Source organism: Verrucosispora sp. ts21, assembly GCF_002879555.1.
Taxonomy (GTDB): domain Bacteria; phylum Actinomycetota; class Actinomycetes; order Mycobacteriales; family Micromonosporaceae; genus Micromonospora; species Micromonospora gifhornensis.
In genome coordinates this window covers 46,285-58,944 of sequence record NZ_PNOZ01000020.1, presented here as the reverse complement: position 1 = coordinate 58,944, position 12,660 = coordinate 46,285, and the positions used below count along the sequence as shown (strand labels likewise).

Below are 12,660 nucleotides of genomic sequence, written 5' to 3'. Positions count from 1 at the left end.
GCGCGCTAAAAGCTTGGGGCCGCGCCAGCGCTCTAGCTGAGTAAGTCGACTCAAAAAAGCCGACTCGACCGGTCGTGTCGTTTCCCCTGCTTTGCGTAGTATTTCGAGACTAGGAAATCCGTGATCCTTTGAATGTCGCGAGGCGTGTTCTGAACGTCGTTCCAGCGACGCGGAATGCCGTCACCCAGATCCCACGTGCCTTCGGTCCAGCGGCAGTAATCCTTGACGGTCTTCAGTCCCGTGGCGAATCCCTGAGTATCTGGTACATCCTCGCCACTGCCGTTCGTGTCGGCGATGGCATCCATCAGGTAGCCCATGCTGATAATGCCGGCGCCGTGCATCAATCGCGACTTGCGAGGTGGTTTGCCCCACGCATCCTCACCGAACACTTCCCGCACTGCTGTCCAGAAGTCACTTAGCACGGTTACCATCAGACCAATGTTGGGCAGGGTGCTGTCGCTTCCGCGGAACCGGTACAGGACCCCATCCGAGATGCTGTTCTCAAGCATGCGCAGCATGGAGTTGTCTTTGATGACGCCCGTCGGATTCGTTGGCGTTTGAATCATATGACGCAGCGGCGACCGCTCGTCGAAGTTGAGCCGCTCGAGAACCGTCGCGGGGAGTTGCCGCACGCGTAATTGGTTGGGCAGGGGGCCGGACGCGGCGGGGAGCAACTCATGGATCAGGCCCTTGGGAAGCGGCTTGGTGGAGTTGACGAGGATGAACTGTGACCGGTGGTCTGCCTGATCGGCAGTGATGAAGGCGGTGACACAGATCGGGAAGGCTGCCACGTCCGCGTCGCGGATTGCCGCGCAACGCTGCTGGCCGTCCACGATGAACCCAGGCTTGTCGGCGTCCTCCCAGCCGTCGCTTACGGGCACGAGGAGAGTGCCCGCACGGACGTAGCCGGGGCCGTCGGTTTCGGCGTCGGCTGGGACGAAGCGAACCCGATCGTCGAAGGCGACGACGATCGCGTTGGGCAGTAGAGGGCTGTCGTCGGACTCTACGTAGCGGCGAATCGCCGCCACGTGCGCCAGCACCTCGGGCCGTTGGTAGCCGTGCAGTTGCTGTTGGCTGTCGCGTCGGACCCGGGAGACGGCGGCGAAGGACGGGACTTGCTTGCCGTCCACCGCGAAGGTGTAGAGGCGGCGATTCGGCCCCTGCGTGATCTCGAGAGCCGGTAGACGTAGCGTCCTCCGGTGGCTCTTTGCCATGGTGCTCTCGTCTCCCTGGTTAGTCACGGTCGTCATCTCCAAGCTGCCGGCGCAATCGCTGCCCGAATACATGTAGGTTGTGGAAGCCGCGACGCTTGTTGCGTTCCGCTCCACGGAAGACGATTGTTTCGATGCCGGCCTTGTTGCAGATCGAGCAGTCGCAGGACTGCCATGGTCGATTCTCGAGTGTGTCGCGGTACTGGTTGCTCCTGTCCGCCTTGCCGTCCCACACGGAGCTGTAGGCCATGAGCGCCTCCAGTGCGACCTCCACGCTGACCTCGCCCCTATCGAATTCGCGGAGGTGTGTGAGTGCGGCACGTTCCAACTGCATAGCCCGCCCTTGGCTGATCTCGCCGGAACGAATCCGTGCCTTGAGCTTCGCGTTCCCGTCGACTTGGGGGACGCGAAGCGCCACGTAGGTCCGGTCGAGTGCGTAGTAGTTGTCCCGGTCATCCTTAAAGGCCTGCCGGAAGGGAGACGTGCTGTCGAAACTCGTCACCCCATGGCCTGCGAAAGTCGGGATTTCATCGACGCGGCTGATGCCCAGGAGGTGCAATTGCGTGTCAGGCTCTCGTACATCGTCGATGGCGCGGAGGCAGGCGAGGATCTCCTTCGTCTTCAGCGGGACCATGCCCCCGACCGCGATTCGTCGATACCCGATGCGCTGTAGTTCTACCACCGCATAGGAGTATGACTCCGGGCTCCAACCCTGGGTCACCCCGAGGGGCGTAAAGTGAACGTCGCTTGCTGAACAGCGCTGCCAGAATTCCGCGGCAAGTTCGAGCGTTATCTGCTGCCGGCGGACCCACTCCCTGGCTGCCTCATCGGTACGAAGGACCTTCGGCTCGTATTGGAAGATGACATGGTCGACGGAGATTCCGTAGTCGAAGCCGCACCCTTCGTAGAAGCTGATTACTTCTTCGACAGTGTAGGGCGGATACTCTTCGCCGACGTAAGAGAAGGCTCCACAGTCGCCCATGATCCTCAACGGAGCACTGCCATTATCGAGGCGGAAGAACTTCCGTGCCCCTTCGCGGTACAGGCGGTGGCGCTGGGGCAGTGTGTACTTGCCGGTGCTGGATCCTGCGGTCCCGTCCACGATGGCCTTGGAGACCAGGAGGCCGTTGAATGGCGGCGGTTTCAACACTTCGTGGGCGTAGAGATCGTCCCGTTGACGGACGCGGAATGGGTCGCGTTCCTCGCTGAGGAAGTCAAATGTAGGGTCTACCTGGTCTTGGCTGTCAGGGAAGAAAAACTTCATCGGATTCCCGCCCGTTCGTTCAGGTAGACGCGGATGAGGTAATTGGACAATTCCTGCACATGGCGGGATACGTTCTCAATCTCGTTCCAGCGGAGGTGCAGTTCGTTCCATCTTCCTGCCGTCCACTGGCAGTGCGGCACGATCACCGCAAGGTGCTTGCTGACCAGTTCCGGGGCCTCGGGGAGTCGGGGATCCACCGTGCCCAACACCCTATCCATCAGCCTTCCCATGGCCCGTATGCCTGCCCCGTGCATTAGGCGGCTCTTGGTGGGCGGCTTGCCCCATGCGTCGGGGAAGGTATCCCGGACCGCTGACCAATAGGTGTAGAGCGCCTGGAGGATGCCGTCGAAGTCGGTCTCGTTGCGGGTGACGTCGCGGTAGGGGAAGAGGCAGCCGGCCGGTGAGGTGAGGCTTTCCTGGATCATCTCGACGACGACGGTGTCGGTGATCACCGCGTTCGGTGCTTTCTGCCGGTCGGTCGACGCCCTCTTGATCAGCCCGCAGAAGGGAGATGCCTTGTCGGCGTTTAGTACGTCGCACAGTGCCGAGGGCGCCTTCCGTATGGCGAGTCGGGGAGGTAGCGGACTGTCGACCTCGGGCAGGAGTTCGGTCACCAGACCACGCGGCAGTGGACGGGTGTTGTTGATGCGGAGGAACTGGTCGCGTTGAACACCGACACTGTCCGCCACAAACGCGGTTACTGGCACCGGAAACTGCTGCCGTTGGGTACGGGACAGCGCGAGGGCTCGCTGCTGTCCGTCGACGATCCATGCGGGCTTCGGCTTGCCGGATTGCGGCAAAGGGATACTGAGTAGCCCGGAGGTGGCGAGTCCGTCGCCGGCACCGGGTCCCCTGCTCGACTGGAACCGGACGTTGGACGAGAGAGCCAGGATGATGGGATTGGGGAAGACAGCGGCCTCGGTGTCGAGGTACTCGACGATCTCTTGTATGTGCTTCCGCACCTGTGGGCGTTGGTAGCCAATCAACTTCCCGGCGTCGTCGCGGCTGACCCGGGAGATGTCTGCGATTTGCAGGACCTCTTCCGCCTGCAACGCAAAGAGATAGAGGGCAGGGGTGCCCGGCTGGGCGATTCGCAAGGCACGGCGTGCGATGGTCTTTGAGTCGTATGGGGGCGGCATCAGAAGGGCACTTCCAGCGAGATCTCATCGAACAGTTGCTTGAAGCGCGCTTGCTCACATGACTTACCGGAGTCCCGTAGTTGTCGGAGTAGGCGTGTTGCTGAGGCTGGCCCCGATGCCGCCAGTGGTCGGATGAAGGCCCGGACCTCTTCGTCGGTCATGCGCTCGCCGCGGGCCTGCGGTGTCGGTTTGGGGGCTGTGGCTGCCAGTTCCCGTGCCAAGTTCCGGAGGTAGGAGCGGCGTTGAGTGGTAGGATCCAAGGTCAGGCCGCTCACGAGCCGCTGTGCGACCCGGACATTGAGGGCGAGGAGACTACCGCCGACTGCCGATCTCATGCGGGCCGTCACGCCGACTATGAGTTCGTTCAGTTCCGGATCCGACTGGGCCGGCCCGATGACTGCCAGTCGTTGCGGGTCGTGTAGTTGCCCCGCCGCTGCTCGCAGGTCATCACTGCACGCTCGCAGGTATGCGTCAGACAGGACGGCGATGATCATGTCGTCAGGGTTCGATCGTGCGAGGTCGGAGAGCGACCGCGGTTTGCCGGGTTCCGGGCCGACCCACTCGCTCAACCTGTACCACCAGTCGCGGTTGTCGATCAAACTCCGTCCGACCGAGTCTCCCTCCCGTAATGCGAAAGTCGCAGCATAGGGGCGTACGTATGCGGTGGCGGGTATCAAGCCGTAACCCGCAGAACACACCCAGAGTCTCGCCTCGACGCTTGCCAGCTTGGCCAGTGAGCGCGCCGCCGCCCAATGTTCGCCAGCATAGAGCGCTGTAGCGGTAGTTGAGGGCGGGCCGGGTTCGGACAGCCTGCGGATCCACTCCGTGAGCTTCTGCTTGAGAGGGTAATTCGAGAGGGCTCCTACATGCAGAGCTGCGGGTACCGTCAGATTCTTGCGGTTTGCGCAGGTGACAATGATATGAACGCGCGGTGACGCCTGCAATGGCTCGCTGCCATCGACGGTGACACCCAGGGGATGCTCGTCGGAAGATGCCTCCGTCATGAGGCATCGCCTCGATAGACCGCACCCGACGTGCAGGTCTCTCTGACCACGACGGCGGACAGTGGTAACTGATCGACGAGTCTCGTCCAGATCCACTGGGCCAGTACTTCGCTGGTTGGGTTCTCGAGGCCTGGCACCTCGTTCAGGTAGTAGTGGTCAAGTTGATTCAGGATGGGGCGGAACGCCGCCTTGATGTCACCGAAGTCCATCACCCAACCCGACGACGCCTCCACCTCGCCTCGCACGTGCAGTTCAACACGGTAGGAGTGGCCGTGGAGACGAGCACACTTGTGCCCCTCAGGCACAAGTGGCAGACGATGAGCGGCTTCGAAGGTAAACTCACGGAAGATTTCCATCAAGCAATCCCGATGTACTTGTGCGTCTGAAGGCTCAACGCCCATTGCGGGTGAGCAAGGCAGTAGTTGATAGCGGCCCGGGTGTTCGCTGCCTGGTTAGGTCCGTCCATCGGTTGCAGGAGGAAATGATCGAAGTCCAAGCCTTCGAATCGTTCAGGCTCTGCACCGCGCTGGGGATACACGAGCTTGAGTTCGTCGCCTCGCTTGAGAATCAGGTCTGTTCCCGCCTTCGGACTGACGCAGGTCCAATCGATTCCGGTCGGTGCGGGTCGCGTTCCATTGGTCTCGATGGCGACTTCAAAGCCTTCCTCGTGGAACGCCTCGACGGCAGCGGTGTCGAGTTGCAGCAACGGTTCGCCACCGGTGCAGACGACGTACGGCTTACCCCTCGAGTGGGTTGCGCCCGCCCAAGTCTTGGCCACTGCGGCGGCTAGGTCCTTAGCTGATCGAAACTGTCCTCCTCCCGGCCCGTCGGTCCCAACAAAGTCGGTATCACAGAACTGACAGATGGCCCGGCGGCGGTCTTTCTCCCTACCCGTCCAGAGATTGCAACTGGTGAACCGGCAAAAGACGGCAGCCCGCCCGGCATGTTTACCCTCGCCCTGAAGGGTGTAAAAGATCTCCTTGACGCGGTACGCAGACCTCAAGATGCGCCGCCGACGGGATCCGACATGCCGAGTTCGGCGAAGCCGCGGGTACGCAGCAGGCAAGAGTCGCAACTGCCGCACGGCTGGCCGTTGACAGGGTCGTAGCAACTATGCGTGAGCGCGTAGTCCACACCTAGACTGAGGCCCAACCGGATAGTGTCCGCCTTCGTTAGGTGGATGAGCGGGGTGTGGATCTTCATCCGCTGGCGGCCCTCGACGCCCGCCTTGGTGGCAAGGTTCGCCATATGCTCGTAGGCCTCGATGTACTCCGGCCGGCAGTCGGGGTAGCCACTGTAGTCAAGGGCGCTGACTCCGATATATATGTCCGACGATCCAAGCGTCTCGGCCCAGGCAAGCGCAAACGAGAGAAAGATCGTGTTCCGCGCGGGCACGTACGTCACAGGGATTTCGCTCCCGATCTCATCTGCGCTGTCGTGGTGAGGCACCGCGAAATCGTCGTCGGTCAGCGCAGAACCGCCAAAGACCCGGAGATCGATGTCGGCGACCACATGGCGGGTAGCCCCTAGTGCCTTGGCGACCCGTGCGGCCGCTCCCAGTTCCACCGTATGCCGCTGTCCATACCTGAAGCTGAGCGCGTTGGCCTCAAACCCCTCGTTCATGGCCACAGCAAGGGCCGTGGCCGAGTCCAGGCCGCCGCTCAGCAGCACCACCGCCTGAGGCTTGACTGCTGACATTTGAGGCTCCTTGCTTCCTCGGGTGGCCGAAAAACTGCAGTGCCCTGCTGGGTCAGCCGGGTGCAGTTTTTCGCTCGTAGGATGCGTCAGGTTACCCGATTACTGTGTGCTGTTGGAAGGCATCAAGGTGTGTCCCCCGAACCATCGGCTGTGGGTAAGGCCTGCGACACGCTGTGCAGTCTGACCAGCGACAGGCGAGGGACCCGCCTGCTGCTTGACGGTTAGTCAGGGCGCCAACCCCGTGGCTTGGGACGGCCGGGTCGACCTTACGAAAGTCTCGGCCAGACACTGTCGCTCGTTGTCCGGAGGGCCCTGCATGCCGCGCCGCCACCACAACTGGCATGAGCTTCCTGGCAAGGTACGCCGCCACGTCGGAGTCCATATCGGCGCCATCCATGCCACGTGCCCTTGAGAAACTCTCGGTAACCGGCTCGATTCCACTTGTTATGGCGAGATGCGTCGATGTGGGGTGCTCGAAAGGTAAATCATCCCAGCCATGATCTTAGTGTCTGTACAACAAATCGCCGCGGGCATGACGCCCGTTCATGCTATCCGCCGAGTCTGACCGGCTGTGATGTGGGTAGTCCTCGCGTCGCTGCTACCGGTGCGTGACCTGCGCAACGGCGGCAGGCGCCTCGGATCTACGACGATTGACTGATCCTCGACTCGATCTTCTGCGTGCCGCGGCTGAGTTGCGTAGCGGATGATGCCGCGTGAGGCGCCGCCGGATGCGGCGCATAGCCGGTTCACGACGTGGCGCAAGGACGGGACATGGAGCCGGGTTCACTACGAGCTTCGTCGGCGGGTTCGGGTGGCGGCCGTCGGGAGCCGGAGCCGACGGCCGCGGTGCTGGACGCTCATCGATCAAATCGAGTGAAGGCGGAGAGTCTCGCGGTTCGACATTGGCAAGAAGACCACCGGCCGCAAACGGCATCTGGTCGTTGACGGGACGGGACTGATCCCGGTGGTGATCACCTCCGCCTCCGTCAACAACACCCCGGTGGCCGACGGATCCTGGCACGGCTGCCGAGGCGTTTCACCACCGTCGCCTTCGTGTGGGCGACGGCGGCTACGCCACCAGCATCGATTCCACCCTGCTGACCCGGACGAAGCTCGACATCCTGGTGGATATCGTCAAGCTCAGCGACAAACCTCAAGGGCTTCAAGGCTCTGTCAGCCGGTGGATGGTAGAGGAGCCCTCGGGCGCTGGTCGTAGCCGCCGCCTGGCCCACGACTGCGAACGGAAGCGGTTTACGCGTTGGTGTCGCCGTATTCGCGGGTGCCGTTGACGTCGAGGGTGATGCGGCTGTTCTCGGTCCAGCCGCCGGTGCTCTGCTGCCAGCTGGGGTCGTCGCGCTCGTCGATGGCCGTCCAGTTTTGGCGGTGGTGGCGTAGCTGGATGGGGCCGGTCGAGGCGCCGGGGGCCAGTGTCCCGCTGGCGAAGGTCAGCTCGATCCAGCCGGGGATCGACGTACCGTGCGGCGGCAGGACCGTCCGAGTCGGAGTCGGGGTCGGAGTGCGGGTCGGCGGCGGTGGCGGTTGGGGCAGCGGGAAGAACTGGACGTGGCGTTGTACGTTGGCGCAGCCGATCGCGGCCCAGTCGCAGTTGGTGACAAGTGAGGTGTTCCCGCCCTCGAACGTCACGTGGTAACGCACCCGCACCTCGGTCAGGTCCAGCGGGGTGGTGCCCGTGTTGACGATCTGGAGGGCGTGCTGGATCTGGTTGTCGGTGGGTGACCAGTCCATGTTGTGGTAGCTCACTCTGGCCTTCCCGTACGCGGTGCGCACCGGAATCTGCGGTGAGTCGAGGGAGTATCCGCCGTTGGTGGAGGCCCAGACGGTGAGCCGGTATTCGGTGCCGGGTGCCGGGTCGGTGAGCGTGAGCTCGGTGCCGGTGGTGGTGCCGAGGCTGCGGTAGGTGTTGGGGCCGAGCCACGCCCGGACCTCGTGCCGGATGGGCGTCGCGCCGGGCTCGCCGATCCAGGTCGATGGTGCCCAGCTCAGGGTGAGCAGGTGCGGCTCGTTGGTCACCACCACCGGTGCGCCGGGGGTGGTGAGGATGACCGGGTCGTCGGCCGCGTACGCGATGGCCGTGCCGGTGAGCCCCAGCGTGGCGGCGAGGAACGCGACGAGGGTGAAGCGACGAGCACGCATGGTGAGAATGCTAGAGAGTTACATGCATGTTTATCAATGGTTAGGGGTGTCGCGCTCGTCGCGACCGGCGGCGATGGCGGCAGCCGCCCAGGCGAGCAGGATGCCCATGGTCAGGCCGGGCGGCAGGTACCAGAACGTGAGGAAGCCGGCCGGTGGCGTCAGCGGCAGTGCGGCGACGAGCGCCCACGCGACCCGGCGTGGCAGCACCCCGCGACGCAGCCCCTGCACCCCGCACCAGACGGTGCCCACCAGCGCCGTCAACAGGGCCACGAGGTCGAACACCCACCCGTACCCGGGGCTGTTGTATTCGAGGCCGATCGCGATGGTCGCGGCGAGGAGCCCGTACCTGGTGAGGCGTCGAGGTGCCGCGGTGGCGTGGCGGGTCACCGTCCAGACGAGCGGCAGCGTCAGCAGCATCGAGACGAAGAAGGGCCCGTGCCAGATCCACGCCGGCTCCGACCCCGCGAACAACGGGAGGTTCTCGGCCATCCATCGCGCCGGAGCGGGTAGGGACCAGATGTCTCGGCCGCCGCCGACCTCCCATTGGGTGGCCATCGCGGCGCCGAGAACCATCGCGATCAGCGGTGCGGGAACCGCCAGGGCGCGCCGCCAGCGGACGACCTGCCACCTGCCCTCGACGCCGGACGGGCCGGCGCGATCGGGTACGTGCTGCGGGTGCTCTGGTCGCATCGGTTGATCGTCGCCGCGTCGCTGGGGAATCTCATCGGCGGAACAGCCGAGATCACCAGCGACGCGGCGACGGGTCAGCGGGATTCGATCTGGCCCAGCGGGCCGGGATCGACTGTCGACCAGGCCGGGTCCTGCGGGTTGAAGGCGCTGTGCAGGTACGCCGTGGTGGCCCGCTGGATCAGGGCGACCCGTTCCGGGCTCTCGTCGGTGGTCTCGGTGACGCCGTAGCCGGAGACGCCACCCAGCGAGTGTTCGCCGCCGACCACGGTGAGCAGGCTCTTCGGTGCCGGGCTGAGGTGGTACGGGTCGGTGAACCAGTCGGGTCCGCGTACCGACAGCGGTGAGTCGTCCTGGTCGCCGGCGACGATCAGGGCGGGCGTGGTCATGTCCGCGAAGTCGGGGCTCATGAAGGGGAAGTGTTCGGCGGCGAAGGGGGACAGGTCGGTGCCGCCGGTGCCGGTGGTGGCGAGCAGTACGCCGACGGTGACCCGTGGGTCGGTCATGTCCTCGCCGGGTACGCCGTCGGCGTCGAGGACCCGGGCGCCCAGCAGCATGCTTGCGGTCTGGCCGCCCCAGGAATGGCCGGCGACCGCGATGCGCTGGTGGTCGAGTCGCCCGTCCAGGCCGGGGACGGCAGCCTCGATCGTTTTCAGCGAGTCGATGACCTGCGTGAGGTCGGTGACCCGGATGCGCCAGATCTCCGGGTACCGCGGGTCGTCCGGGCCGATGGCGAGGGTCCGCGCGTCGAGGTGGGTGGGCTGGATGACGGCGAAGCCGTGGCCCGCCCAGTGATCGACGAGCGGTGCGTACCTGTCCATGTCGGCGCCGAAGCCGTGGGCGAAGACGATGATCGGCAGTCCGGTCCCGGAGGTCGGGGCGGTGATGCGGACCTGAAGGTCGGTGCCCCGGGCCGGCGCCGGCAGCACCACGGGGCGTACCGAGAGCACCGGGTTGGGCAGGTGCTGGGGGATGCTCATTACTGTTACTCCTCAGCAGAGAGGCAAGCGGATCAGCGTTCCGTTTAGACGATACGGAACCAGGTTCCGTTTGTTCAACCATCGTGACGGAGGCCACAGGACCGTGCCGGCCCGCAACACCGACTCATCGCCGCCGCGCAAACGGGCGGACGCCGAGCGCAACAAGCAGGCGCTCCTGGAGGCTGCCGCCGCCGCCTTCGTCGACGCCGGGGTCAATGCCCCGGTCCGTGACATCGCCGCCCGGGCCGGTGTCGGCGTGGGCACGATCTACCGCCACTTCCCGGCCCGTGCCGATCTGATCGTGGCCGTCTACCGGCACCAGGTGCAGGCCTGCGCCGAGGCCGCCCCCACCCTGCTGGCGACCGGCCCGACCCCGTACGACGCGCTCGCCGCCTGGGTCGACCTGTTCGTCGACTTCCTGATCACCAAGCACGGCCTGGCCGAGGCGATGCGCTCCGACGCGGCCGCCTTCGAGCCCCTGCACGCCTACTTCCTGGAGCACCTGATCCCCGCGGCGACACTGCTGCTGGACGCCGCCGTCGACGCCGGTCAGATCACCCCGATCGAGCCGTTCGCCCTGCTACGCGGCATCGGCAACCTCTGCATCGGCGCCGACCCCCGATACGACCCCCGCCCCCTGGTCGCCATCCTGATCAGAGGGCTGCACACCTGACGCGCAGATCCTGGTACGACCGCCCTCGCAGGGCCGCGTACCAGGATCTGCAGCGGGTTCAGTGTCCGGGTTGTCGGTATGCGACGGGCAGGTTGACGACGGCGTCGACCTGTTCCGGGGTGAGCAGCGGGATGAGGCGCGCGTTCACCAGGCCGCCCGCCCGCACCGCGATCGCCACGGCGGTGGCGGTGACCTCGTCGGGCAGGTCGCAGATGACGTACGTGTCGTACTGGCCGAACGAGAAGTACAGCGCCTCCAGGCGGCCACCGGCGTTCTCGACGAGCGCCCGGACGACCTCGACGCGTACCGTCCCGCCGTCTGCGGTCAGCCCTTCCAGCCCGCCGCCCGTGTAGGTCGCCGTGAGCAGGAACTTCGCCATCCCGGCACCGCCTTCCGCCTGGTTCGGCGACGCGCCTACCCGCTGGGCCGGTGGTTATGCAGGCGCTGGTGGACCCGGTCATGTCGGTGCCGCTGACTATGGTGCGGGCAGGAGTCGGTGGGAAGGTGGGCGAGGATGCGGGCCGAGTGGGACGTGTCGCCGGGTGTCGAGGCGGAGCGGGTGATCACCGCCGTGCTGGCCGACCTGCGCTCCGGGGAGCATCGGGGTGTGGTGGTCGACTCGCCGCCCGGGGCGGGCAAGTCGACGCTTGTGGTGCGGGCCGCCGTGGAGCTGGCCGGCACCGGCGAGCCGCTCATGGTCATCGCACAGACCAACGAGCAGGTGGACGACCTGATCGACCGGCTCGCCCGCAAGGCACCCGAGCTGCGGGTCGGGCGGCTCTCCGCGGGTGACTACCGACCGTCGGCCCGGGTGCGGGCGCACGAGCAGGTCCGGGTCGCCGCGAAGGTCACCGACCTGGTTGCCTCGGCCGTCATCATCGGTACGGCCGCCAAGTGGGCCACGGTCACCGAGGGTCGCTGGCCGTGGGCGATCGTGGACGAGGCGTACCAGATGCGCTCGGACGCCCTGCTGCGAGTGGCCGGCAGGTTCGAACGGGCCCTGTTCGTGGGGGATCCGGGGCAGCTCGACCCGTTCTCCACAGTGGAGGTCGGCCGGTGGGCGGGGCTGACCTGGGATCCGATGCAGTCGGCGGTGGCGGTGCTGCTGCGGCACAACCCGCACCTGCCGGTGCACCGGCTGCCGGTTTCCTGGCGGCTGCCCGCCTCGGCGGCCCCGGTGGTGTCGACGGCGTTCTACCCGTTCAGCGGCTTCCGGGCCGGCACCGCCTCCGCCGACCGGGCCCTGCGGCTCACCGGGGCCGGGCGCGGTGACGCCGTGGACCGGGCGGTGGAGCTGGCGACCGACACCGGCTGGGCGCTCTACGAGCTGCCGGCGCGGCACACGCTGCGTACCGACGGCGAGGCCGCCGCCGCGTGCGCCGCGCTCGCGCTGCGGGTGCTGGCGCGTGGCGCGGTCGCGGTCTGTGAGCAGGCACCCGACGGCGCGCCGGTCACCGCGGACCGGATCGCCGTGGGCGCCGCGCACCGCGACCAGGTCGCGGCCATCCGGGCCCAGCTGGGCGAGGCGGGAGCGGGCATCACCGTCGACACCGCCAACCGCCTCCAGGGCCGGGAGTACGACATGACAATCGTGCTGCACCCGCTCTCCGGCCGACGCGACGCGACCGCCTTCCACCTGGAGTCGGGGCGGCTCTGCGTGCTCGCCTCCCGGCACCGGCAGGCCTGCGTGGTGGTGGCCCGGGCCGGCATCGGTGAACTGCTCGACGCCCACCCGTCGACCGACGTGCCGCAACTGGACGTGCCGGTGAAGTTCCCCGACGGCTGGGAGGCCAACCAGGCCATCCTGGCCCACCTGGCCGACGTGACCCATCCCGCCGGGCGGTGAGGGG

At 66.0% G+C, this 12,660-nt stretch carries 13 protein-coding genes; 2 read left to right on the top strand and 11 right to left on the bottom strand.

The genetic code is table 11. The features are described from left to right. Nucleotides 1-50: 50 nt before the first annotated feature. The 10 genes from dbpB (C1A38_RS11350) to C1A38_RS11305 all read right to left on the bottom strand — a co-directional run bounded on the left by dbpB (C1A38_RS11350) (nt 51) and on the right by C1A38_RS11305 (nt 10,137). Entirely contained in the window at nt 51-1,250 is a 1,200-nt protein-coding gene (gene dbpB, locus C1A38_RS11350) for a DGQHR domain-containing protein DpdB (RefSeq protein WP_102657807.1), read from the bottom strand. Continuing rightward, nucleotides 1,234-2,475 carry a tRNA-guanine transglycosylase DpdA gene (gene dpdA / locus C1A38_RS11345; protein ID WP_102657806.1) on the bottom strand — a complete coding sequence of 414 codons (1,242 nt, stop codon included), beginning with the start codon at nt 2,473-2,475 and terminating at the stop codon, nt 1,234-1,236. Before dpdA ends, dbpB (C1A38_RS11350) begins: the two co-directional genes overlap by 17 nt. Then, the gene (gene dbpB, locus C1A38_RS11340; RefSeq protein ID WP_233196770.1) at nt 2,472-3,572 is read right to left on the bottom strand and encodes a DGQHR domain-containing protein DpdB; all 1,101 of its coding nucleotides are present in this window, start codon (nt 3,570-3,572) and stop codon (nt 2,472-2,474) included. Before dbpB (C1A38_RS11340) ends, dpdA begins: the two co-directional genes overlap by 4 nt. Nucleotides 3,573-3,613: 41 nt before the next feature. Further along, on the bottom strand, nt 3,614-4,618 hold the full coding sequence (locus C1A38_RS11335; protein ID WP_233196769.1) for a hypothetical protein: 1,005 nt from the start codon (nt 4,616-4,618) through the stop codon (nt 3,614-3,616). Beyond that, nucleotides 4,615-4,974 carry a 6-carboxytetrahydropterin synthase QueD gene (gene queD / locus C1A38_RS11330; RefSeq protein ID WP_102657804.1) on the bottom strand — a complete coding sequence of 120 codons (360 nt, stop codon included), beginning with the start codon at nt 4,972-4,974 and terminating at the stop codon, nt 4,615-4,617. The genes C1A38_RS11335 and queD overlap by 4 nt, the downstream gene beginning before the upstream one ends. Continuing rightward, on the bottom strand, nt 4,974-5,702 hold the full coding sequence (queE, locus tag C1A38_RS11325; RefSeq protein WP_233196768.1) for a 7-carboxy-7-deazaguanine synthase: 729 nt from the start codon (nt 5,700-5,702) through the stop codon (nt 4,974-4,976). The genes queD and queE overlap by 1 nt, the downstream gene beginning before the upstream one ends. After that, a complete protein-coding gene (gene queC, locus C1A38_RS11320; protein WP_102657802.1) occupies nt 5,618-6,316 on the bottom strand; it encodes a 7-cyano-7-deazaguanine synthase QueC in 699 nt (232 codons plus the stop codon). Before queC ends, queE begins: the two co-directional genes overlap by 85 nt. 1,251 nt (nt 6,317-7,567) lie before the next feature. Continuing rightward, nucleotides 7,568-8,470 carry a cellulose binding domain-containing protein gene (locus C1A38_RS11315; protein WP_102657801.1) on the bottom strand — a complete coding sequence of 301 codons (903 nt, stop codon included), beginning with the start codon at nt 8,468-8,470 and terminating at the stop codon, nt 7,568-7,570. A gap of 33 nt (nt 8,471-8,503) precedes the next feature. Continuing rightward, on the bottom strand, nt 8,504-9,160 hold the full coding sequence (locus tag C1A38_RS11310; protein WP_102657800.1) for a hypothetical protein: 657 nt from the start codon (nt 9,158-9,160) through the stop codon (nt 8,504-8,506). Between the two features lie 74 nt (nt 9,161-9,234). Further along, complete coding sequence (locus C1A38_RS11305) at nt 9,235-10,137, bottom strand: alpha/beta hydrolase family protein (protein ID WP_102657799.1); 903 nt, start codon at nt 10,135-10,137, stop codon at nt 9,235-9,237. A gap of 103 nt (nt 10,138-10,240) precedes the next feature. Between C1A38_RS11305 and C1A38_RS11300 the strand changes: the two genes are divergently transcribed. Next, nucleotides 10,241-10,810 (top strand): TetR/AcrR family transcriptional regulator, encoded by a 570-nt coding sequence (locus C1A38_RS11300; protein WP_102657798.1) that lies wholly within the window; start codon nt 10,241-10,243, stop codon nt 10,808-10,810. A 58-nt stretch (nt 10,811-10,868) separates the two neighbouring features. Here C1A38_RS11300 and C1A38_RS11295 read toward each other — a convergent pair whose 3' ends face one another. After that, entirely contained in the window at nt 10,869-11,189 is a 321-nt protein-coding gene (locus tag C1A38_RS11295; RefSeq protein WP_102657797.1) for a GYD domain-containing protein, read from the bottom strand. Between the two features lie 135 nt (nt 11,190-11,324). Between C1A38_RS11295 and C1A38_RS11290 the strand changes: the two genes are divergently transcribed. Then, complete coding sequence (locus C1A38_RS11290) at nt 11,325-12,656, top strand: AAA domain-containing protein (protein WP_102657796.1); 1,332 nt, start codon at nt 11,325-11,327, stop codon at nt 12,654-12,656. The last annotated feature ends 4 nt before the right edge of the window (nt 12,657-12,660 follow it).

Coding starts and splice junctions, on each gene's coding strand:
- C1A38_RS11295 (WP_102657797.1), bottom strand. CDS start 11,189: ATGGCGAAGTTCCTGCTCACGGCGACCTACACGGGCGGCGGGCTGGAA.
- dbpB (WP_102657807.1), bottom strand. CDS start 1,250: ATGACGACCGTGACTAACCAGGGAGACGAGAGCACCATGGCAAAGAGC.
- C1A38_RS11290 (WP_102657796.1), top strand. CDS start 11,325: ATGCGGGCCGAGTGGGACGTGTCGCCGGGTGTCGAGGCGGAGCGGGTG.
- C1A38_RS11315 (WP_102657801.1), bottom strand. CDS start 8,470: ATGCGTGCTCGTCGCTTCACCCTCGTCGCGTTCCTCGCCGCCACGCTG.
- queD (WP_102657804.1), bottom strand. CDS start 4,974: ATGGAAATCTTCCGTGAGTTTACCTTCGAAGCCGCTCATCGTCTGCCA.
- queC (WP_102657802.1), bottom strand. CDS start 6,316: ATGTCAGCAGTCAAGCCTCAGGCGGTGGTGCTGCTGAGCGGCGGCCTG.
- C1A38_RS11310 (WP_102657800.1), bottom strand. CDS start 9,160: ATGCGACCAGAGCACCCGCAGCACGTACCCGATCGCGCCGGCCCGTCC.
- dpdA (WP_102657806.1), bottom strand. CDS start 2,475: ATGAAGTTTTTCTTCCCTGACAGCCAAGACCAGGTAGACCCTACATTT.
- C1A38_RS11305 (WP_102657799.1), bottom strand. CDS start 10,137: ATGAGCATCCCCCAGCACCTGCCCAACCCGGTGCTCTCGGTACGCCCC.
- C1A38_RS11335 (WP_233196769.1), bottom strand. CDS start 4,618: ATGACGGAGGCATCTTCCGACGAGCATCCCCTGGGTGTCACCGTCGAT.